We start from the raw sequence: 21,684 nt of genomic DNA, 5'->3' as shown, positions 1-21,684 counted from the left end.
CCGGCGTCGGTGTAGGTGTCGGAGTCCTGGTCGCAGCCGACGAACTCCCAGCCCGAGGGCCGGGTGCCGGTGTCGAAGCCGTCAAACCCCTCGACGATGGAGGAACATTCGACCGGGGTGGGGGAAGCAGGAACCGCGGTGGCGGTCGGAGCCGGGGTCGGGGTTCCCGGAACCGGCGTCGCGGACGGCGACGGCGTGGGTGGTTCCGTCGGCGTAGCGCTCGGGGTCGGGGTCCGGGTGGGGACCGAAACGGAGCAGGTCGGCGTGGGGGTGGCGGTCCCGGCCAAGGCGGTCGTGGTCGTCGTGGTGGTCGTCGTGGTTGTTGTCGTGGGCGCGGCGGTGGTGGCGGTCGTCGTGGGCGCGACGGTGGTTGTGGTTGTGGTGGTCGGGCCGATGAAGACGTCGTCGAGCGCCAGGTTTCCCTCGCTCTTGTCGTAAACAAAGCGGATCTGCGCCGTGGCCGGATCGAGGGCGAAGGTGCGGACGGTGCCGGTGGTGGGAAGCCCTCCCTGCAGGTCGGTCAACGTCCGCCAGGCCCCGGCATAGCGTTCCTCGACCAGAAGCGAACTGGTGCCGTCGACGCCGACCCCCTTGAACCAGAAGGAGAGCCGCCGGGCCTCCTCGAACGAGGGGGTGGTGACGGTGTCGCCGGTTAGGTCGAGCTTGAGGGAGGGGACGGCCTGGCCGTAGTTGCCGGACGAGGTGTAGGTGTCGGAGTCGGCGTCGCATCCCGAAAACGTCCAGCAGTCGGGCCGGGTCCCGGCGTCGAAGCCGTCGAAGCCCTCCGCGATCGGGAGGACCTCGGCGCAGACCGCCGTCGGGCTGGGAACGGGGCTGGAAGTGGGGGCGGCCGTGGGCGCCGGCGTCGGGGTTTCGGGTACGGCGGTGGGAGCGGGCGTGGCGGGCACGGGAGTCGGGGTGGCCGGGACCGGGGTGGGGGTGACGACCGGCGGGGTGGGGGAGGTGATCAGCTGCCGCCGCCGCATGGGGCGGTAGTCGGCGAGGGAGGACCAGTACCAGGTCCTGCGGTAGGCGGTCCAGGGGGTCTGTTCCATCGACTCCATCTGGCCCCCGCCCAGGTCCCGGTTGAAGAGGATGATGTGGCTGCCGGACTTGTCGCAGGCGTCCCCGACGATCAACCCGGCGGTGGCGCAATCCCCGATGTTGCCGAGGCTGTCGACGTAACCGCCGGCGCTGGTGGCGTCGGTTTCGAAGGTGACGGTGGTATAGCGGGAGGGAAGGGTCCAGCAGATGCTGGCGAAACCGGAGCAGTCGTTGCCGATTCCCGGAGAATAGCCGGCGGTGTCGTAGAGGGCCAGGTAATCGGCGGAGTCGGACCAGGCCGCGCACCATCCGGTCTGCGCGGAGAACTGCGTGCAGTACCAGTGGAAGCTGCTCCCGGCCGGCTGGGTCCCGTTGTTGAAGTCGGAGAGGACCGTCCCGGTCGAGCCCTCGACCAGGGTGGTGAGAACGCTGAACCCGGTTCCCGGGCCGTCCCGCATGTTCAGGGAGGAGGCGGTGACGTACACGGTGCTGCCGGAGTTGAACTCGAGCGCCTCCATGGCGGCGGTGAATTCGGACCAGTCTTCCTGGGGGTTGTTCTGGGAGTAGGCCAGGCCGGTGTAGTCGGTATAGGAGTTGAAGGTGTGGTAGACCTCGGTCGGGTAGCCGTAGTTGCGGACGGCCCGGTGGGGGGACCAGACCAGGTCCATCATGATCTCCGCCCGGCGCACGATCTCGCCCCGGGTCGTGTCCCCCCAGGTCTCCCCCGACCAGGGGAGGGCCGGCCTCGTCCAGAGCAGGGCCAGGAAAAGAACGATGTTTTTTTTCACGGCAGTTCGGGCTCCTCGGTCTTTCGGCGCCAGTTCCAGCAGTTGACCGCCACCCGGTCGGGGCCGGGAAGAACCTGGCAGACTTCTCCGCCGGGTCCGAGGGCGAGGAGACGGGCGGTCCAGTTGCCGTAATTATTGGGGATTCGATCCAGAGAATCAAGGATAGCTCCCTCCGGAGAGAGTTTCATAACCCCCAGGTCCACCCCGCTCCCCCCTTCCCCGGCGCGTTCGACCTGGATGTAGAGGTTGCCTCCGCCGTCGCGGCCCAGGGGGGCCACGGAGAGAATCCGTCCGGTCCTAAACACCGCCTCCCGCCGGTCCGTGCCCTCGCTCCAGGAGATCAGGGCGGTCCCTCCCTTTCCGATTCGAGCCTGGATTGCCGGAAGGGAAGACACGGGAGGCTTCCGGGCCGGGTCCAGAAGCCGCTCCTCCCCGTCCCGGGTCCGGATGAAGGGCCCGTCGGGTCCGCTCTCCAGGCTCATCCGTTCCCGGAGAACGTCCGGGGGAATCAGCTGCTCGGCCCGGAGCGTGCCGTCGGGGGCGTAGCTCAGAAGCGCGCCCGTTCTCCCTTCCAGGACCAGGATCGCATCTTCCGAGCAGGCGACGTCGACCGGGGTCCCGGGCACCGGAAATTCCCGCAGCGCTCCGGGGGCCGGGGGGACGACCAGGATGCGCCCGTTGACCGTGTCGCAGAGGTAGACGCTTCCGTCGGGTCCGACCGCGAACGATTCCGGCCCCCGGCGTTCGGTCTCGGGCCGGTCGAGCACCCCCACTCCCTGCGGGTCCTTCCCATACTCCAGCGTCCGCGTCCAGCGGGGCGCCGGGGAGGGGCCCCGGCGGTCCTGCAGCAGCGCCAGGGAAACCGGGACCGGCTCTTCGCCGGGGCCGCGGCGGTAGACGATCCCGTAGGCGGCGCCCAGCCGCTGCAGGGTTTCCTCCAGGGTGAGGGACTCGATCTGAGCCGTCACCGGCCGGGAGAGGTTCCCGTACAGGCGGCACTCCAGCCCGGCTCGTTCCGCCAGGGCGCGCACGATTTCTCCCAGGGGGGCGTTCTCGGCTTCGACGGTGTAGAGCCCGTCGCGGACGCCGACGGCGACTTCGGCGGCGGCCGCCGTCCCCAGCCAGGCCGCCGCCAGCGCCGCCGCCGCCGCTCCACTAAATGAGCCGAATGATCTCATAGAGTTCTTCGTCGGTGCGGCAGGCCAGGAGCCGCTTGCGGTTGTCGGGGTTGGCCAGGAACTGGCCGATTCCGGCCATAAGCTGCAGGTAGGGCTCCGGCGATTCCGCCGGGATCAGGGTGGCGATGAAGATCCGCGAGGGCTTGCCGTCCAGCGCCGCGAAGTCGACCCCCTTCCGGGACACCCCCAGGGCGCAGGCGATCCGGTCGACGTCGGCCGTGCGCACGTGGGGAAGGGCGATGCCCTCCTGCATGCCCGTGGACATGTCCTTTTCCCGCTCCATGAGCTCCTTGAGAACGTTCTTCTCCCGGGCCGGTTCCAGCAGCCGGGCCCGGACGAAAAGAGCCAGCAGTTCCTCCAGCACTTCTTCCTTGGTTTTCCCGGAAAGATCGGCCGTGACCGTTTCCGGCCGGAAATAGCGGGCCAGCTTCCCCCGTTCGCCGTTGGGGACCAGGGGGCAGGTGGCGGGGTTGAAGATCTCCTGGCCGATCTTCTCCCGGTCGGAGATCCCCTGCAGGTGGCGCATCAGCCGCTCCAGTTCGGCCAGGACCTCGTAGACCAGGGTGTGGACGAAGGCGAGGTCCTCCCGGCGGCAGTCGAATTCGATCCGGCCCGGGAGTTGCCGGACGGTGATGAAGGTGCTGTCCTTCCTGACCTGGAACACCTGCCGGCGCAGGTCGGGGCGGTGGATGAAAAACCCTTCCAGGCGGAAAGCGCCCAGGATCTTGTCCATGAGCAGGTCGGCCGTCTCCGGGTTGGGAACGGAGAAGGAGAGGTGTTCCCGCTCCGGTTTGTAACTGATCTCCCGGCGCAGTCCGGCGGCCGCCGAATCGAACATCCGGGCGAAGAAGGGGGGAGGCACCAGGGTGGTGACGAAGGTCATGACCACCGCCACCGCGAAGGCTTCCTGGCCGAGAATGCCCTCGGCCAACCCGATGCCGGCCACGATCATGGCGACTTCGCCCCGGGGGACCATCCCCATCCCGATCCGGGCGGCGCCGCGGCGGTTGAAGTCGAAAAAGAAGGCGGGCAGTCCGCAGCCGATCAGCTTGGCCAGGATGGCCCCCGCGGAATACACGAGGGAGAAGAGCAGGATCCTGCGGTCGAGGATGTCCCCGGGGTTGACGAGCATGCCCATCACGCAGAAGAAAACGGGGATGAAGAACCGGTAGAGGACGACGAGGTTGTCCCGGATCATGAAAGCCAGATCGGTTTTGGAGAGGGTGAGCCCCATGACGTAGGCCCCGATGATCATGGCCAGGCCCGATTTTTCGAAGATGCCGGCCAGAAGCAGCGCCAGGGCCAGGCCCATCACGGAAATCGCGACCTTGTCGCCCAGGTGCTTGAGGGAACGGCTGATCCGGGACGAGAAGACCAGGCCCAGGACCATGAAGCCCATCCAGACCACGCCGGCGCGAAGCGCGATCACGGCCGCCTGGCCCAGGTTGAGTTCCCCGCTGCGGATGGTTCCCAGGACCACGGCCAGGATGACGATTCCCAGCACGTCGTCGATGATCGCCGCCGATAGGATCGTCACCCCCTCCGGGGAATCGATTTTCCGTTTTTCCGTGAGGATCCGGGCGCTGATTCCGACCGATGTGGCGGTGGAGATGACGCCCAGAAACAACGGCACCGGGTCGGCGAAGCCCATGGTCACGCCGAAGACGTCCCGGGAGAAGAGAACGGCGGTGAGGTCCCCGAGAACGAAACTGGCGGCCACGCCGCCGATCCCGATCCCCGAGCCGGCGGCGGCGAAGCGCCGGAAGATATCGATATCGGTTTCCAGCCCGACCAGGAAGAGCAGGACGATGGAAGCGACGGTGGCGAAGCCGTAGAGTTCGGGGGAGACCGGGAACCCGCCGTGCAGGGGGAAGAGTCCGTGGGCGAACCCGGGCAGCGCGATGCTTCCCAGCAGATAGGGCCCGATCACCATTCCCGACGCCAGTTCCCCGATGACCGAGGGGAGGTTGAAGCGGTTGAAGAGCTGCCCCCCCAGCCAGGCGGCGAAAAGGATCAGGGCGATCTGGAAAACCAGGATCGCCATCCGGCCCACGATGCCTTCTTCGCCCGGCACCGCCGCCGCCGCCCAGCGGGCGGGAACGAGCAGGAGCGCCGCGGCCGCGGTTATTCGACCCGAATAGTTCATACTGCAACGGTTCCCGGTACGGAGCCCGAAGAGAAGTATAGCAGACCCGGAAAGCCCCGGGGAAATAACCGCTTTCGGCGGGAGTTCACCCGCCGCGGAACTTGTGGAGGAGGGGGAGGGAGAGCCGGGACCACGGTTCGACTTCCGCGTCGGGGTCGGCGGCGATCCGTTCGAGCTCCTCCAGAGGATAAAATCCTCCCTCGGCCAGTTCCGGAGAGAGAGAGAGGGTCCCGGTCTCCCCGGCTTCCGCCAGGTAGAGGAGCCCGAAGTGGACTCTCCCCACCGGGTCGGAATCGTCGTTGATATAGCCGAGGATCAGCGGTTCCCGGACCGCTTTCAAGCCGACTTCCTCGAAGATTTCCCTGAGCATGCTCGCCCGGATCGGGTTCGCTTCCGGGGAATCGCTTTCCTCGATATGGCCCCCCAGGCCCCACGACCATTTGCCCTGGAGCCGCCGTTCGGGGTAATCGCGGTCCCGGGAAGAACGCCGATAGGCGAATACCGTTTTAACCCGGGGGCGGACGAGAAGGGCGTAGCCGATCGGCTGTTTGCAGTCTTCGGAGATTTCGGCGCGTGCCCGTTCCCGGAATCCGGCGGCGCCCAGCACCCGTCGTTCGTAATCGATTCCGCCCGCGGGGAGGAAGCCCTGAAAGGATCCTTCCGGGAAGAGCGCGGTTCGGGGGACGACCATGACCCTGCTCCGCATTACGCCCATGGCTGTCTCCTCTTTGGGGCTGTGGCCCCGCTTGCGCCGGAGGCCCGTTTCCGCCGGTATCCTCCGGCAAGATAGAGTATCCCCCCCGCCGCCCACGGGAAAAAGCCCACCAGCAGCACGGACATGCCCATCCCGGCGGCGGCGGCAAAGCCCGCCAGGGGCAAGGCCGCCACGGCCGCCGCCAGAATCCGGACTCCGGGCCCGCCCCCGACGGCCGTTCCCGCCGCCGCCGCCAGGGGGCCGGCGGTGAGGGCGGCCGCGACCGGCGGGAACGGCGCCGCCGCCCCGGCCCGGAACCAGGCCGCCGCCGCCGCCGCGCCCGCCGTCGAAAGCAGCAGGGCTTCCAAGGCGGAAACCGCGCAGCGGTCGGTTCGGAATGCGCGGGCGCCGCCCGCCGCCGGCCCCGTGCGCAGCAGCGCGGCGCCGGCTCCCGCGGCCGCCGGAAGGAGCAGAAGCAGGGGAAGGGCGGAGCCGGAGATCAAGGCGGCCGCCGCGCTCCAGCTTCCCAGGGCCAGCGCCCAGCCCGCAGTTGGGGCGGGGTCCCGGCGGGAACCGTCTGCACCGGGGAGCCGGCCGGTTTCGAAACCGACGAGAACGGGAAACGCGGCGCCCGTGAAGGAACCGAGAAAGAAACCCTCGAGAACGGTGCGCCACGCCGCCCCGCGCGCCGGATCGATGCCGTCGTCGTCGTCGGCCAGACGGGCCCGTTTCCCGGCGGTTACGGCCAAGGCCGCCGCCGCCACGGCGACCAGGGCCGGCGTGGAGAGAAGGCCACCCAGGCGACTCCAGTCTCCCGCCGCGGCGGCCGCCGCCAGGACCGTTGCCGCGGCGGCCGCCTCGCGCCACCGCCGGCCCCGTTCCCCGGCGCGGGGTCGGAGCTTCGTTCCCGAGAAGGGCCGCGGGAGCGTTTTCATTCCGGTCGGTACCAGTCGGGATGGAGGAAAGGAGCCAGGGCGTAGCGGACCGCGGTCCGGAACGTGGCGCTTCGGTCGATCAACCCCCGGGTGAGGATGCCCTCCGCCCCCATTTTACGTTTGCTCATCTCGATGCCGGCCAGTCCGTCCATCGCCGTTCCCATCTCCACCCCTTCCTCCACGATCCGCCGCGCCGCCTCCGGCGGCAGCTCGAAATGGACCCCGCCCCCCCGGGTCTCGATCCGGCCGTCCCGGATCACGCACCAGACCCCCGAGAACCAGCGGCCGTCATAGACCGCCATACCCCCCTCGAGGCCGATTCCCCAGTCGTCTCCGGTCGCTTCCCGGGCCAGCCGCGCCCGTTGCCGGGCCCCGGCGATCGTTTCCGGATTGGAGAGGGGAGTGGCGGCGACCCCCGAGGATACCGCCACGCCCCGTACCAGCAGCCCGGGGCGGAACGCCGCCAGAACCGCCTCCACCGCGGCGATCTTGAGGGGGTTGCGGGAACCGACCGCCACTCGGGAGGGGACGAACTCCCGTCCGCGCCCGGCGCCGTATCCGGGGGCAGGAGTCATCGGCGCCCTCCCCGTCCGCGGGTTTCCGCGCTTCCGTCGGCTCCCGGCGCCCGTGGCTTCGCCGTTTTTCGGCAGGCCGCCAGGCCCGCATTGATTAAACAGGCCGCCGCGACCGCAGCGCAGACCAGATGCCCGATGAAGTAATACTGGGCGTTGGTGATCGTGGTCACCGCCAGAGCCGGCAGTCCGGTGAAGGAAGCGGTCAGAATCAGTTTGAGTTCGCCTCCCATTCCCAGGAAGAGGAGGAGAACGCATACCGGCAGATAAAACCAAAACGAAGAGGGAAGGGCCGGTGCCCATCCGACCAGGTTGAGCCGTACATCCTGCCATTCGGCAACGATTTTGTGCAGGCGCCGTCCGAGAATCCCTCCGTACCAGAAAGGATCGGCGGCGATATCGGCCAGGACCTTGTCGCGGAGAATCGATTCGTAGCCGGGGTGGGTATCGATTTTGAAATACGCGCCCGCGTCCCGAAGGTTCCCTTCCGCGGCGGGTTCGAGGTTTTTCAGCTCGATGCCGCGCGCGCGCATGATCTTTTTCGCGTAGGCCCACGCTTCCCAATCGCGCCAGGCGTATCCGTGGGTGATGTCGAAATCCCCCAGACCGCACCAGATTGGGTGCCAGAAACCGTGGTTGTGAATTCGGTGCCCGCAATAGGGCGTCCCCCCGTGTTCCCGCACGAAGGACTCGGCTTCTTCCCATTTGTGGTCGAAGTACGCCCGGATTCCCAGGTGCCAGCCCGCTGCCAGCAGGAGAAACGCCGCCGCCGCCGCCGCCCGCCGGAGCGGGGGGAGCGGCCGGTAGAGAAGGAGGACGAGCACCGGCGCCGGGAGGAGGGCGGCGGCCGTGGGCCGGATGTTCCCGGCCAGGGCGATGATTCCGGCCAACAGCGCCAGGCGGATCAAGAGCGCTCCGGTCCGGCGGGCGAGATTGAATGCGAGGGGGGCCAGCAGGGCGATGGCGAAAACCGCGGTGGTGATGGGGTAGCTGAAGACGTTCCCCCGGGCGATCTCCACCGCCTGGAATTCGGAGGAAGCGATGAAGACGGCCGTCAGGGCACCGAGGATGGGCCGGTCGATCGCCGAGAACTGGTAGAGGAGGCAGTAAAGAGACAGGAGAAAGGCGGCGGCGGCGAAAAGTTTCAGGCTTTCGCCGACGGCGGCCGGGGAAACCGGCTGGCGGAAGAGCGCGCCGGCCAGCCAGGGGAGGTAGAGCTTGAGAGAGTCTCCGGTTCGGGCGGTGTGGCGGTACTCCATCCGCAGGCTTTCCCCGGCTTCCCTCAGCACCCGCCGGGCGTATTCGGGGCCGAAGCGGCCGCAGTCTTCTTCGGCGAGCACGAAGGTGCTGTACACCGGGAACACTCCCCAGTAGCGCAGTCCGAACGCGTATACCCAGGGGTTTTTAAGGCCGGAAGTCCATCTGATCCCGTAGCGTTTCCGGTCGAGCGGGGAGTCGGGGCTCAGGGAGGCCAGCGTCTGCAGGGCGATCAGAAACGCGCTCGCCAGCAGGATCGCCGCCCGGGTTTTCGGGCCCAGGCTTCCTTCCCCGGCCCTCAGGGCGGTTCGGACCGCGGCGTGGTTTCGGGAACGGGGAAGGGAAGTCATCCGCCCTCCTCCGCCGGGGGCGCCGCCGCCCCCGGGTTTCCGTACCATTCCGCCGAGATCAGGGAAGCCAGAGCGTAAGCGATGATGTCCTCGTAGGCCCGTTGCCGGGAACTCAAGCCGGCGGTGAGGATGCCGATGGCTCCGTTTTTCTGCTTGGTGTTGCTCCCCCCGCTCAAGCGGTCCATGGCGGTTCCGAGTTCGGCGCCCTCCCCGTCGATCATGCGGTCGACCGCGGGAGGGAGGACGATGTGGCCGCCGCCCCCGAGGTGGAACCGCTCCCCGTCGAAAAGAGCGCACCAGCCCGCGGTCATGTGCGCTCCGTCGATGGTGGCCGTTCCCCCCTCCAGGCCGACCCCCAGATCGGCGCGCCCCCTCTCCCTCGCCTGCCGGGCCCGGGTTTTGGCCCCGGCGATGGCTTCCTCGTCGCTGCGGGGGCAGGCCGAAACCCCGGGCTCGGTATCGACTTCCAGAAACCGGGCGCGGGGGTAGAGGCGGATCAGGGTGGCGCGTGCCGCCGCCGTCTTGATCGGATTGTGCGACCCCACCGCTATCAGCATCGCCGTGGCTCTTTCCGGTTGTTGCATGGGCTTAAGACCGTTATTGTATAGGGGAAAAAGCCGGGAATCCAGGGTGAGTTCCCGGTCGCCCGGCGAACAAGGAGGTTGACCGTGTCGGCAAAATCGTTGGGTTATGCCTTGGTGGCGGTCTTGGCGAACGTGGCGGTCGCTCTTCCCGGATTCGCCTGGGAAAACGACCAGCTCGCGATTCTGGAGGGGTACAATACGCCCTCCGCCGATCTCAAGAGCGAGGAAGGCAACGTCGGCTTGACTTCGGTCAATGCCGCCGGCGCGTTGCCGCTGCCGTTGGCGGAGAGTACCTACCTGGTGCTCGGTGCCGGATACAACGGCCTTTTCACCGACTACGGCGACATGCATTTTCCGGAAGCCGACGATCTCCCCCACAGTTTTCACGCCGTCTCCCTGGCAGTGGGGGTCAACACCGAGTTTTCGTCGGCATGGGGCGCATACCTGGCCTTTATGCCCGCCATTCACAGCGACATGAAGGACGTGGGATGGGAGGACGTTTATTACATGGGCGGCGTTCTCCTCTCCTGGCAGGTCGCGGAGGACCTCAAACTGTACGGCGGCCTTTATTACGCCGATTCCTTCGGCGAGGAAATGCTTCTTCCCGCGCTGGGTGGGGAGTGGGACTTGGGAGACGGCTTCAGCCTGGACACGGTTCTCCCTCAGTACCTGATCTTCTCCTGGGAAGCGTATTCCTGGTTCACCATCGGTTTGCGGGGACGGGTGGTCGGACACGAATACCGCCTCAGCCAAGCGGCCCCGCTCAACGACATGGTCTTGAAATATTCCCAGATCCTGATCGGTCCCGTCTTCGATATCGCCATCACCGACCACCTGACGCTTCGGCTGGAGGGCGGTGCGGCCTGTTCGAGAATTTTCGAATTCCGGGACAAGGATTCGACCGCCAGCGTCTACGACGGCACCCTGGAGGAGCAGGTATACAGCAGCGGGGCCCTGATCTACACCTACTGACGGCTTCCCCGGTGTCCTTTGTTTCTCGCCCCAGAGGACACAGGGGGGGGAATGAGAGGGTTCGGGGTTCAGGGTCTGAGGAGGTGGTGCTGCTCCATGCCCTATGCCCTATGCATTTTCTACCATGAAGGACATGAAGAGCATGAAGGGGGGGCAGAGGGTTCAGGGTTCGCGAAGGGAGGAGTCCACAGACCTGCCTGCCGGCAGGCAGGTCTGTGGACTCATTGAGGGGGCGCGGTTGAGAGCTACTGAATACTGAATTCTTCCCTCTATGCCCTATGCTCTCTGCTTTTCACAGGTGCAAAGCTCTCCAGGGGGCGCGGTTGAGAGCTACTGAATACTGAATTCTGTATTCTGTATTCTGGATTCTTCCCTCTCTGTTCTCTGCTCTCTGCTTTTCACAGGTGCAAAGTTCTCTTCGGCTACGAACGTATCATTATTAACATCATTTTAAACTTATTTAATGCTTTTAGGGAGTGAGGGCGGTTCGCGGGCATGACGATCAGTTCGCCGGAGCGGACCGTGACCGGCACGGAGTCGATGGTGATTTCGGCTTCGCCGTCGACCACGCAGACCAGGGCGTTGTAAGGCGAGGTGTGCTCGCTCAAGCCCTGGCCCCGGTCAAAAGCGAAGACGGTGACCGATCCGGCGGCCGTATCGACGATGGTTTTGCTGACCACGGCGTCGGATTGGTATTCTACCAAACCGGCGACCGCTTCCGGTTGGGAATGTCGCATCTGTTGCTCCCGGGTTGAGGGGCGGCGGCCGCCGCCCCCTCGGGGGAGGCGGCATTCCGGCGTATCCGGCCCCGGTATTTATTTGATATAATATCATAACACGCAACCCGAGGCTGTTCTCCGGCGGAGAATCGTATGCAAAAATCCAGGGGCGAAGTCGATTACCTGCGGATTTCGGTCACCGACCGCTGCCAGCTGCGCTGTCTCTACTGCATGCCTCCGGAAGGAGTGCCGCGGCTGGAACATCGGGAAATCCTCAGGTTCGAAGAGATCGCGCGGGTGGTTTGGGTCGCGGCCGCCCGTGGTTTCCGCCGTTTCCGGCTCACCGGGGGCGAGCCGCTGTTGCGGCGGGACGTTTCCGCGCTCGTCCGCCTTCTCGCCGCCGTCCCCGGCGTCGAGGACCTTTCCTTGACCACCAACGGCTGCCTGCTGGCGCGCGAGGCGGCCCCGCTCAAGGAAGCGGGCCTGCGGCGCCTCAATGTCAGCCTGGACGCTCTCGATCCCGGTCTCTACCGCCGCTTGACCCGCGGGGGCGACGTCGGGCTGGTCCTGGCCGGACTCGAAGCCGCGCGCCGGCTGGGTTTCGCTCCGATCAAGCTCAACGCCGTGATCGTCGCCGGGGTCAACGAGTCCGAGATTCTGCCCCTGGCCGACTTCGCGCGCCGGCGGGGCTTCATCGTGCGCTTCATCGAACTCATGCCGGTCCTGGGTTCCGGGAGCCGGCCCGCGCCGGGATTTTTAAGCGGCGAGCGGGTGCGCCGGATCATCGGCGCGCGCTATCCTCTGGAGGAGGCTTCGGGGATAGAAGGCGGAGGGCCGGCCCGGTATTGGAGGTCGGGGGACCTGACCGTGGGGTTCATCTCCCCGCTGACCTGCGATACCTGCCGCAGCTGCCGGCGCCTGCGCTTGACCGCCGCCGGCGGGCTGCGCACGTGCCTGTTTTCGGAGGAGGAATCGGATCTGAAAACGGCGCTCAGATCCGGCGCCGGCGACGGCGAGATCGCCCGGATGCTGGACGCCGCCGTCGCCGCCAAACCCGTTCGGCACATGGTTTCAAGTCCGGATTCCGGATCGATACGGATGTCCGCGATCGGAGGATGACGAAGATGACGTCTGAAGATTTTTCCCATCTCGACGGCCGCGGCCGCGCCCGCATGGTCGACGTCACCGGGAAGGACCCCGTGGTTCGAACCGCCGTGGCCGCCGGCTCGGTGGCGGTGGCGCCCGCCACCCTGGAGCTGGCCGCGGGGAAGGGTCTGGGAAAGGGCGACCTCTTCGCCGTCGCCCGTGTCGCCGGGATCCAGGCGGCCAAGCGGACGGCGGAGATTATTCCCCTCTGCCACCAGCTGCCGTTGACCCGGATCAAGGTCGAGGTGGAACCCGACCCCCTTCGTTCCCGGATCAGGATCTCCGCCGAGGTGACCGCCGTCGCCCGCACGGGCGTGGAGATGGAGGCATTGACCGCGGTCGCCGCCGCCGCCTTGACCGTGTACGACATGGCCAAAGCCGTGGATAAAGGAATGATCATCGAAAAAATCCGCCTGGTCTCCAAGCATAAGGAAGAACGGGAATGAACGGTTTCCGGGTCGGGATCGTGGTCCTCAGCGACAGCGCCAGCCGCGGGGAGAGGCCGGATCTTTCCGGTCCGCTCCTGGTCGAATTGGCCGAGGGGGAAGGCTGGGAAGCGCTTCCGGTCAGGCGTATTCCCGACGAACCCGAGGCTCTGGCCCGGGAGATCGTGGACCTGATCGAAGGCGCCGGCGCGGACTTGATCCTGACCAGCGGGGGCACCGGGCTCTCTCCCCGGGACCGCACGCCGGAAGCCACCGTTCCTCTCCTGGATTTTCAGGTTCCGGGTATTCCGGAACTGCTGCGCGCGCAGGGGCGACGGAAGAACCCCGCCGCCGTTCTCTCCCGGGGCGTGGCCGGGGTGAGGGGCCGCACCCTGATCGTCAACCTCCCCGGCAGCCCCCGCGCGGTGGAAGAAAGCTGGCCCCTGCTGGCTCCGATCGTACCCCACGCCCTGGCGGTGGCGTCCGGCGGCGTCCGCGAATGCGGGCGGGGAGCGGAAGGAGGGTAGAAGCGTGGGCCGAGCCAACATCAACCGTCCCGTCCACTTGGCCATCCGCGACCGCTATTACGGGAAATTTCTCGATCTGCTCAAATTCTCCTTCGAAGGGCGCCCCCTCAATTCCCGCCAGAGGTTGATCGGCACCGTGGCCAAAGCCCTTCAGGCCGCCTACGGGGGCGCCCAGTTCGCCCTGAGGGGAGAGGAAGGCACCCGGGAAGAGCGCGACTTCATCCGCTTTCTGCGCCTCCTGCTGGATTCGGCCCGGACGGTCGAGTTTCTGGTCCGGCACGAGGAGATCCTCAAGGAGGACACCAGTTTCCTCAAGCGGTTTCTCCACGACAACCCCCAGGCCGTGACCGACTCCACTTTCTTCCACCGGGAGCGGGCCGAGCAGGAAATGCGCGAAATCAAACTTCTGGCCTCGGTGGCCGAGGGGTCCTACCTGGCCCTGAAGCAGGCCAATTTCGAGTCCCTGAGCGCCGACGAACAGCGCCGCTACCTGGCCATGTTCGGATCCGACCATGAATGAATACCTCCAAAAACTATCGGAGGTGGTCGCCCGCGACCCCCGTTACCGCATCGACGCCTACCTGTTCGTCAACGGCGCCCTGGGGTTCCTGATCGAGGAGTTGGGCGAACGCCGGCACGTCACCGGCCAGGAACTGCTGGAAGGAATCCGCCGCTATGCCCTGGAATCCTACGGCCCCCTCAGCCGGGAGGTGCTCAACCATTGGGGGGTTTCCCGGTGCGCCGATTTCGGGGAGATCGTTTTCAACCTGGTGGAGAACGACTTGATGGGAAAGACCGATAAGGACAGCCGGGAAGATTTCCATCCCGGATACGATTTTTATCAGGCCTTCGAGGAGCCCTTCCTCAAGCCGGGTCCGGCCGGAGCGTCATGAGGGCGTTTCTTCTCCCCTCCCTGGCGCTGGTCCTGGCCGCGGCGTCGGCCGCCGCCGAACGGGGGCTCCCCGCGGTTTCGCGCACCCTCGACAACGGCATGGCCGCGGTCGTGGCCGAAGACCGCGGGGAGCCGGTCGCGGCCCTGCAGATCTGGGTGAGGGCGGGGAGCGTCTTCGAAGGCGAACGAGCGGGGTCGGGGATGTCCCATCTGCTCGAGCACCTCGCCTTCAAGGGGGACGAAGGCCGCTCCGACGGCGAAATCCCCCGGGCCGTTCAGGCGTTGGGCGGGGACGTCAACGCCTTCACCTCCTTCGACCGCACCGTTTTTCACGTCCGCCTGCCTTCCCGAAACTGGGAACGGGGGTTGGAGCTGCTGACTCGGCTGGTCTTCGGGATCGAAATCGATCCCGAGATGATGGAGACCGAAAAGAAGGTCGTCCTCCGGGAAATCGCCATGAAGATGGACGAGCCGGACAGCCGGCTCTCCCGGTTGATGTGGGAGACCGCTTACCTGGCGCACCCCTACCGGTTGCCGGTGATCGGCTACCCCGAACTTCTGGAAGCGCTGACGCCCGCGGAACTGGAAAGCTATTACCGCCGCCGTTACGTCCCCAACAACGCGGTTCTGATCGGCGCGGGCGATATCGATCCCGAAAAATTCTTCGCGGCCGCCGGACGGATCATGAAGGACATTCCCCGGAGGGACTATCCCGCGGAAGGCATCCCCGAAGAGCCGCGCCAACTCTCTCCCCGCCGGGCCTCGGAAGCGATGGACGTCGACCTGTCCCGGATGGCGCTGGCGTTTCATATCCCCAGCATCCACTCCCCCGACCTCTACCCGCTCGACGTCCTGGCCCTGCTCGCGGGCCGGGGCCGGAGCTCGCGGCTCTTCCGCGAAGTCAGGGAAAAGGGGATCGTTTACTCGGTGGACGCCTACTCCTACACTCCGTACTGGCCCGGGCTGTTCGTGGTCGAAGCCGTCTGCGAACCGGGCCGGGAGGACGAGGCCGAAGAGGCGGTTCTGAAGGTGCTGCGGAGTTTCGCGGAGGAACCGGTCTCGGCGGAAGAACTGGAGAAGGCGCGCCTGCGCGTGCGGACCGATTACCTGCACTCGCTGGAAACGGCGGAGGGTCTGGCCGGAGACCTGGGGGCGAACTACCTGCTCACGGGCAGCCTGGATTTCTCCCGCCGCTACCTGGAAGGAATAGCGGGCGTCGCCGCCGAAGACGTGCAGAGAGCGGCGCGCCGGTACCTGGACCCGGCCCGGGCGACGTCGGTCCGGATCCTCCCCCGTGCCCGGGAGTTCCCGGCGTCGCCCCGGGCGATCCCGGCCCCGGGTCCGGTCACCCGGCAGATTCTCTCCAACGGGCTGACCCTGCTCGTCCGGGAGGACCGGTCCCTGCCCCTGATCTCCCTCCGCGCGGTGTTCCGCGGAGGGGTTTTGGCGGAGGACGGGGAAACCAACGGGATCGGCGCCCTGACCGCGCGCCTGCTCGACCGGGGAACGGGATCCCGGACCGCGGAAGAGATCGCCGCGGCGATGGAGAATTTCGGCGGTTCGCTGGAAACCTATTCGGCCCGCAACAGCGCCGGAATCTCCCTGGAATGCACGCCCGACCGCTTCCGGGAAACCATGGAACTGCTGGGGGATCTGCTCACCGACTGCGTCTTTCCCCCCGCGGAAGTGGAGAAGGAACGGGAAGCCCTGTTGGCGGCCATCCGGGCGCGGGACGACACCCCGGAAGGCCTGGCCCGGGATCTGCTCCTCGAAGCCGTTTTCCCCGAAGGTCCCTATCGGCTCCCGGTTCTGGGCCGCGCCGGCGCGGTCTCCGGAATCACCGGGGACCAACTGGCAGAATTTTACCGGCGTATCTACTGCGGCCGGAACGGGGTCGTGGCCGTATTCGGCGATATCGACGCCGCCGACGCCCGGCGGCTGGGGGAGGAATTCCTGGGGGCCCTCCCCCCCGGCGAGCGGCTGAGCCCGCCCTCGCCGGCTCCGCCGGCGGGCGGTCCGCGCCTGCGCCGGGGAGAAAAGCCCGGTGCGCGGCAGGAGGTGGTCGCCCTCGGGTTTCCGGCCCCGTCGCTCTCCTCTCCCGACAACTATCCCCTCGAAGCGCTGGCCGCACACCTCAACGGCCTGGCTTCGCCGCTCTTCCTCAAAGTGCGGGCGCAGGAAGGCCTGGCCTACTATATCGGGGCGTATCAGATTCTGGGGCTGCTGCCGGGGTCGTTCGTTTTTTACGCCGGCACCGTCCCCGGCCGCCAGGAAGCGGTGACCGCCGCCGTCCGGTCCGAGATCGCCCGCATCGCCGATGAGGGCGTCTCCGCCGCGGATCTGCAGATCGTCCGCGAGCGCCTGCTGGGGCGGTTTCTTTTCGACAACGAGACCAACGCGGGGCTGGCGTTCTCCTGCGCCCTGGACGAACTCTACGGGTTGGGGTACGACCGCTACCTCCACTATCCGGAGAAGATCGAGGCGGTGACCCCGGATGACCTGAAAGAGGTTGCGCGCAAGTACCTCTTTGTTGATGATTACGGTTTGGCCGTGGTGGGCCCCGCCCGGCCGCCGGACGCGACCGAAAGCGACGCACGGGAGGAAGACTGATGACCCGGGAAAAAGACAGCAACGAAAACAAAAAAGACATGGATTCGGTCCGCTTCGTTTCCCTGATCTCCATGATCAGCCTTTCCGCCTATCAAAGCATGGGCAAGCTGGCCGATCCGGAGACGGGGGAAGCCGTCAGAAACCTGGACGCCGCCCAGGGCTTCATCGACGTTCTCTCCATGCTCCGGACCAAGACCGCCGGGAACCTCGATCCCGAAGAGGCCGCGATCCTCGACAATACGATCAGCGACCTCCAGATCAATTTCGTCAAGGAACGCCGCCGCCCGCCGGCCCCCGCCGAGGAACCGTCCCCGCCGACGGAGGCGGAGATTTCCCCTCCGGCGGAGGAAGGGACCCCGGACGGCCCCGAGCCGTCCGCGGAGGGCGAAGACCAAGAGAAACGGGCCTGAATGCGGAATTGGGAAATCAAGTCCCGGAGCCGTTCCTGCCGCGCGTGCGAAACCGCTTTTGAAGTGGGACAGAGCTATCACTGTCTTCTCGATTTCGGGGGAGAAGAGCCGGTCCGGTCGGATTTCTGCGAAGGTTGCTGGCGGGGGAGGGGCCCGGAGGCGTCCCGGGGGGGCGAAGGAAGGGCCTATTGGAGGGCCGTCTTCCGCCGCTTGAAAGAGAAAAAGGAGGAATCCGAGCCGATCGAGCGGGACATCGTGCAGCGGCTGCTGGATCGTTTCATCGATTCCGAGGAGCCCGCGCACGTCCGGGTCTGCTTCATTCTCGCCCTCCTCCAGGAGCGGAAGAAAATCCTGCTGGTCCGCGGCCGTGGTCGGGATCCGGACAGCGGACCCTACACGATTTACGAACACCGGGAGCGGGGGGACACGTTGATCATCCGCGACCCGGAACTGACGCTTTCCGAGGCGGAAGCGGTGGAAGCCGAGATCAAGGCGCTTATGGAACAGGAAAAAACGGCTGCCGAGGGGAGCGGAGAAAACGAGAACCCAGGGGAAGACCGGGAAGAGGTTTCGGAAGGGGATTCCCCGGAAAGGACGAAGGATCGATGAAAACGGCATTGATAACCGGCATCACCGGCCAGGACGGGTCTTACCTCGCCGAATTCCTCCTGGAGAAAGGCTACCGGGTGTTCGGCCTGCAGCGCCGCAGCAGCACCATGAACCTGGAGCGGGTCGAGCACCTGCTCCAGGAAGGGATTGAACTGATCCAGGGGGACCTGATCGACCAGAATTCGCTGATCGGGGCCCTCAGCCTCTGCCGTCCGAACGAGGTCTACAACCTCGCGGCCCAGTCGTTCGTCCCCACCTCATGGAACCAACCCATCCTCACCGGCGAAGTCACGGGTCTGGGAGTGACCCGGATGCTGGAAGCCATCCGGCAGGTCGACCCCGCGATCCGTTTCTACCAGGCGTCTTCGAGCGAAATGTTCGGGAAGGTCCAGGAAAGCCCCCAGACCGAGAAGACGCCGTTCTACCCGCGCAGCCCTTACGGAGTGGCCAAGGTTTACGGGCACTGGATCACGGTCAACTACCGCGAAAGCTACGATCTCTTCGCGGTTTCGGGGATACTCTTCAACCACGAGTCTCCCCGCCGGGGGTTGGAGTTCGTGACCAGGAAGGTCAGCTACGGCGTGGCCAAAATCAAGGCCGGCCTCCAACGCGAACTGAGGATGGGCAACCTCGAAGCCAAGCGGGACTGGGGGTTCGCGGGGGACTACGTCGAGGCGATGTGGCTCATGCTCCAGCAGGACGCCCCCCGGGATTACGTCATCGCCACCGGAGAGACTCATTCGGTGGAAGAACTCTGCCGGGTCGCCTTCGAGCGCGCGGGCCTGGATTACCGCGAGTACGTGGTCGTCGATCCCGCGTTCTACCGCCCGGCGGAGGTCCACATTCTTCTGGGGGACGCCTCCCGGGCGGAAAAGGAGCTGGGGTGGAAACGGCGGGTCTCCTTCCACGACCTGATCGGGATGATGGTCGACGAGGACATCCGCAAGATCGAACGGATGATCGAGCAGGGAGTGATCCGGCCTTGAGGTCCGGGAGGAGGGAGCGCCGTTGCCGACCGCCCTTATAACCGGTGTCGCCGGTTTCGCCGGGAGCCACCTGGCCGAACTCCTGCTCCAGGAGGGGTGGAGGGTGGCGGGCACGGACCGCCCCGGCATCTCCCGGAGCAATATCGAGGATTTTCTTCCCCGGATGGTCCTGCGGGAGTTCGACCTGCTCGATCAGACGGCGATGAGCCGGGTCATCCGCGAATTCGATCCCGACTGCATTTTCCACCTGGCCGCGGTCGCCTTCATCCCCTACGCCCAGCACTATCCGGCCCTGGTCTTCGACATCAACGCCAAGGGTTTCCTGCACGTGGCTTCCGCCGCCGCCCGGAAAGACCGTCCCCGCCGCCTGGTCCTGATCAGCTCTTCCCAGGTCTACGGGGAGTTGGAGCCGGGGACGGGCCCCTTGACCGATTCCCACGCGCTGCGCCCGGTCAATATCTACGGGTTAAGCAAACTTTGTGCCGAAGAGATCGCCGCCATGTACCAGCGCGACGCTTCCCTGGACACGGTCGTGGTCCGTCCCTTCAACCACTTCGGTCCCCGCCAGCGGTCGGACTTCGTCGTCTCCGACTGGGCGCGACAGATCGCCCAGGCCGAAGCGGGCCGCCGAGATCCCCGGATCCGGGTCGGCAACCTGGATGCCGCCCGGGATTTCACCGACGTCCGGGATATGGTGAAGGGGTACCTGGCCGCCGCGGAGCGCGGGGTTTCCGGAGCGACCTACAATATCTGTTCGGGCCGGGCCTACCGGGTAGGGGACATCCTGGAGATGCTGCTGAAGCGGGCCCGTATCCCGATCGAGATCGTCTCCGACCGGGACCGCCTCCGCGTCAACGAGATCCCGACCGTGGTCGGGGACTATTCGCCTTTCCGCCGCGACACCGGCTGGGCCCCGGCCCTGGACCTGGAGGCGGGGTTGGACGACACCCTGGCGTATTGGCGCTCCCGCCTGGCCCGCGGCTGAAGCGCGCCGCCGGATTAAAACGCCGGGCCCTGTTTCTTGGCCCGTTTTTCCGCCCGTTTTTCCTTGATGGACTTGGTGGCGGGCTTCTTCGCTTCTTTCTTGCGTTCCTGGCCTTTCATGGGTAGTGCGCCTCCCTTGCCCGCGGTTGTTCGCCGACCCCCTCTCCCGATCTTCGCTCCCCGGCGCCCGGCGGCGGTCGCGGACCCGCCGGCCGGCGTTCCCCTTATATCCCCATTCCCCGCGGGGGGCAATAGATTTCGGCTCGACTGAGTCAGTCGCCGGGGCCGGAGGCGTCCCGCAGGCGTTTGACCAGGCGGGTCAGATGCTGCCGCGGGTTGCGCAGGGCGCTGCGGGTGACCCGGAAGGAGATTTCGCCTTCCTCCCCGTAGGCCAGGCGCAGCCCGTAAGGAAAATCGGCGAGCAGGTCGGCGCAGAGCCGCTCCGGGGAGAGGCCGCGTTCCCGCGCCAGTTCCCCCGCCAGCTCGGCCGCTCCCGGGGTGAAGGCGAGGCGGATGCCGTGTTCGGCCAGGAAGGCCCGGGCAAAGCGCGCGACGGCCTCGTTCGTTTCCCGCCGGGCGTCGGAGTCGGCGTCGGCCGTCAAGCGCCGCAGCGTCTTCCCCGGGTCGTCGATCAGGGATTCGTCGACGGTGAAAGCCCGCACCGCGGTGGAGGGCAACTCGTATTTGAAATCCCGCAGGAGGCGTTCGCAGACGGTGACCAGGCCCCGCGCCCCCGTTTTCTCGCGTCCGGCCATGGCGGCGATCCGCCGCAGCCCGGCCTCGGTGAAATCCAGGGAGATGCCGAACGACCGGAAGGAAGCGATGTACTGTTTTATCACCGAGCCCTCGGACCCGGAAAGGATCCGGAAAAGATCCTCCTCGTCGAGTTCTTCCAGGCAGACCCGGACCGGAAGCCGGCCGATGAACTCAGGTTCCAGCCCGTAGGCGATGAAATCCTCGGTCGCCGCCGAGGCCAGGTAGTGGTATTTGTTCCGGGAGAGTTTGTTTTCGGCCCCGAACCCGACCGCCTGCCGACCGATCCGGCGGCGCACCACCTCCCCGAGCTCCTCGAACGCGCCGCTGACGATGAAGAGGATGTTGCGGGTGTTGATGACCTTGTTCTTGACCTTGCCTTCCCGCTGGTATTCCATCATCGCTTCCAGTTGGGCGGTCATGTCCTGGGGGTCGCGCAGGGGGACCTCGGTCTCTTCCATCAGCTTGAGCAGGTTGCGCTGGACTCCGGCCCCGCTGACGTCCTTCCCGGAAAGGGAATAGGATCCGGCGATCTTGTCCACTTCGTCGATGTAGATGATGCCGTATTCGGCCAGGCGGATGTCGCCCTCGGCCCGCTGCACGAGTTCGCGCACCATGTCTTCGACGTTCTTGCCGACGTACCCGGTTTCGCTGTATTTGGTGGCGTCCGACTTGACGAAAGGGACCCCGATCAGGCGGGCGATGCATTTGACCAGGTAGGTTTTCCCGACGCCGGTCGGTCCGAGCATGATCACGTTCTGCTTGCTGTAGTCGTAATCGGCCTCGTGGCCGAGATCGCGGGTGGCGTGGTTGTAGTGGTCGCAGACCGCGATGGAGAGGACTTTTTTCGCCTCTTCCTGCTTGATGACGAACCGGTCGAGGTACTCCTTCACCTGCCGGGGGGTGTAATCGAAGCGCAGCGTGAACTCGCGGTCCGCTTCGGGCGCGGGGGGAGGGGTAGGGGCGGCGGCCCCCTGGGGGGCGGCGAAGGTTACGATCGGGGCGGTCCCGAAACGCTTGCGGATGTACTCCCCCACCTCCCGGGCCATTTCCTGGAAGTCGGGAGCGCCGCGGGTATCTTTTTTTTCGGGTTCGTCGGTCAT

The 21,684-nt window shown here is 66.4% G+C and carries 21 protein-coding genes; 11 read left to right on the top strand and 10 right to left on the bottom strand.

Annotated elements, in window-relative coordinates; genetic code table 11:
- The 8 genes from PLZ73_10460 to PLZ73_10425 all read right to left on the bottom strand — a co-directional run.
- Window positions 1-1,832 (bottom strand): SH3 domain-containing protein (locus PLZ73_10460; protein ID HOO78294.1); only part of this gene is annotated, 1,832 nt, incomplete at its 3' end.
- On the bottom strand, window positions 1,829-3,010 hold the full coding sequence (locus PLZ73_10455; GenBank protein ID HOO78293.1) for a hypothetical protein: 1,182 nt from the start codon (window positions 3,008-3,010) through the stop codon (window positions 1,829-1,831). The genes PLZ73_10455 and PLZ73_10460, both read right to left, overlap by 4 nt.
- Window positions 2,988-5,156, bottom strand: coding sequence for a cation:proton antiporter (locus tag PLZ73_10450; GenBank protein ID HOO78292.1), 2,169 nt, complete (start codon window positions 5,154-5,156; stop codon window positions 2,988-2,990). The genes PLZ73_10455 and PLZ73_10450 overlap by 23 nt, the downstream gene beginning before the upstream one ends.
- 85 nt (window positions 5,157-5,241) lie before the next feature.
- Window positions 5,242-5,871 (bottom strand): NUDIX domain-containing protein, encoded by a 630-nt coding sequence (locus PLZ73_10445; GenBank protein ID HOO78291.1) that lies wholly within the window; start codon window positions 5,869-5,871, stop codon window positions 5,242-5,244.
- The gene (locus PLZ73_10440; protein HOO78290.1) at window positions 5,862-6,785 is read right to left on the bottom strand and encodes a hypothetical protein; all 924 of its coding nucleotides are present in this window, start codon (window positions 6,783-6,785) and stop codon (window positions 5,862-5,864) included. The genes PLZ73_10445 and PLZ73_10440 overlap by 10 nt, the downstream gene beginning before the upstream one ends.
- Window positions 6,782-7,360, bottom strand: a complete 579-nt coding sequence (locus PLZ73_10435) for an inosine/xanthosine triphosphatase (protein ID HOO78289.1) — start codon at window positions 7,358-7,360, stop codon at window positions 6,782-6,784. Before PLZ73_10435 ends, PLZ73_10440 begins: the two co-directional genes overlap by 4 nt.
- Window positions 7,357-8,964, bottom strand: a complete 1,608-nt coding sequence (locus PLZ73_10430) for a hypothetical protein (protein ID HOO78288.1) — start codon at window positions 8,962-8,964, stop codon at window positions 7,357-7,359. Before PLZ73_10430 ends, PLZ73_10435 begins: the two co-directional genes overlap by 4 nt.
- The gene (locus tag PLZ73_10425; GenBank protein HOO78287.1) at window positions 8,961-9,521 is read right to left on the bottom strand and encodes an inosine/xanthosine triphosphatase; all 561 of its coding nucleotides are present in this window, start codon (window positions 9,519-9,521) and stop codon (window positions 8,961-8,963) included. Before PLZ73_10425 ends, PLZ73_10430 begins: the two co-directional genes overlap by 4 nt.
- Window positions 9,522-9,632: 111 nt before the next feature.
- Between PLZ73_10425 and PLZ73_10420 the strand changes: the two genes are divergently transcribed.
- Window positions 9,633-10,520 (top strand): DUF6268 family outer membrane beta-barrel protein, encoded by an 888-nt coding sequence (locus PLZ73_10420; GenBank protein HOO78286.1) that lies wholly within the window; start codon window positions 9,633-9,635, stop codon window positions 10,518-10,520.
- Between the two features lie 422 nt (window positions 10,521-10,942).
- Here the strand turns inward: PLZ73_10420 and PLZ73_10415 are convergent, their stop codons facing one another.
- Window positions 10,943-11,257 carry a cupin domain-containing protein gene (locus PLZ73_10415; protein HOO78285.1) on the bottom strand — a complete coding sequence of 105 codons (315 nt, stop codon included), beginning with the start codon at window positions 11,255-11,257 and terminating at the stop codon, window positions 10,943-10,945.
- Between the two features lie 135 nt (window positions 11,258-11,392).
- On the opposite strand from PLZ73_10415, the gene moaA reads away from it, so the two are divergent.
- Genes moaA through PLZ73_10365 form a run of 10 tightly spaced genes read left to right on the top strand, consistent with a single transcriptional unit; the run spans window position 11,393 to window position 19,829 of the window.
- A complete protein-coding gene (gene moaA, locus PLZ73_10410) occupies window positions 11,393-12,358 on the top strand; it encodes a GTP 3',8-cyclase MoaA (GenBank protein ID HOO78284.1) in 966 nt (321 codons plus the stop codon).
- A 5-nt stretch (window positions 12,359-12,363) separates the two neighbouring features.
- Window positions 12,364-12,831: a cyclic pyranopterin monophosphate synthase MoaC gene (gene moaC, locus PLZ73_10405; protein ID HOO78283.1), complete on the top strand. Its 468-nt coding sequence runs from the start codon at window positions 12,364-12,366 to the stop codon at window positions 12,829-12,831.
- Window positions 12,828-13,337: a MogA/MoaB family molybdenum cofactor biosynthesis protein gene (locus PLZ73_10400; protein ID HOO78282.1), complete on the top strand. Its 510-nt coding sequence runs from the start codon at window positions 12,828-12,830 to the stop codon at window positions 13,335-13,337. The genes moaC and PLZ73_10400 overlap by 4 nt, the downstream gene beginning before the upstream one ends.
- A 4-nt stretch (window positions 13,338-13,341) precedes the next feature.
- Window positions 13,342-13,857, top strand: coding sequence for a hypothetical protein (locus PLZ73_10395; protein ID HOO78281.1), 516 nt, complete (start codon window positions 13,342-13,344; stop codon window positions 13,855-13,857).
- Window positions 13,850-14,230, top strand: a complete 381-nt coding sequence (locus PLZ73_10390) for a hypothetical protein (protein ID HOO78280.1) — start codon at window positions 13,850-13,852, stop codon at window positions 14,228-14,230. Before PLZ73_10395 ends, PLZ73_10390 begins: the two co-directional genes overlap by 8 nt.
- A complete protein-coding gene (locus tag PLZ73_10385; protein ID HOO78279.1) occupies window positions 14,227-16,839 on the top strand; it encodes a pitrilysin family protein in 2,613 nt (870 codons plus the stop codon). Before PLZ73_10390 ends, PLZ73_10385 begins: the two co-directional genes overlap by 4 nt.
- Window positions 16,839-17,249 carry a DUF1844 domain-containing protein gene (locus PLZ73_10380; GenBank protein ID HOO78278.1) on the top strand — a complete coding sequence of 137 codons (411 nt, stop codon included), beginning with the start codon at window positions 16,839-16,841 and terminating at the stop codon, window positions 17,247-17,249. The genes PLZ73_10385 and PLZ73_10380 overlap by 1 nt, the downstream gene beginning before the upstream one ends.
- Window positions 17,250-17,858 (top strand): hypothetical protein, encoded by a 609-nt coding sequence (locus PLZ73_10375; protein HOO78277.1) that lies wholly within the window; start codon window positions 17,250-17,252, stop codon window positions 17,856-17,858.
- Window positions 17,855-18,844: a GDP-mannose 4,6-dehydratase gene (gene gmd, locus PLZ73_10370; protein HOO78276.1), complete on the top strand. Its 990-nt coding sequence runs from the start codon at window positions 17,855-17,857 to the stop codon at window positions 18,842-18,844. The genes PLZ73_10375 and gmd overlap by 4 nt, the downstream gene beginning before the upstream one ends.
- 22 nt (window positions 18,845-18,866) lie before the next feature.
- On the top strand, window positions 18,867-19,829 hold the full coding sequence (locus PLZ73_10365) for a GDP-mannose 4,6-dehydratase (GenBank protein ID HOO78275.1): 963 nt from the start codon (window positions 18,867-18,869) through the stop codon (window positions 19,827-19,829).
- A gap of 271 nt (window positions 19,830-20,100) precedes the next feature.
- On the opposite strand, the gene PLZ73_10360 is transcribed toward PLZ73_10365, so the two are convergent.
- A complete protein-coding gene (locus tag PLZ73_10360) occupies window positions 20,101-21,684 on the bottom strand; it encodes an AAA family ATPase (GenBank protein ID HOO78274.1) in 1,584 nt (527 codons plus the stop codon).

The sequence above is a fragment of the bacterium genome (assembly GCA_035380285.1).
Lineage (GTDB): Bacteria > Auribacterota > Erginobacteria > Erginobacterales > DAOSXE01 > DAOSXE01.
This window is presented reverse-complemented; position numbering and strand designations above follow the sequence as displayed.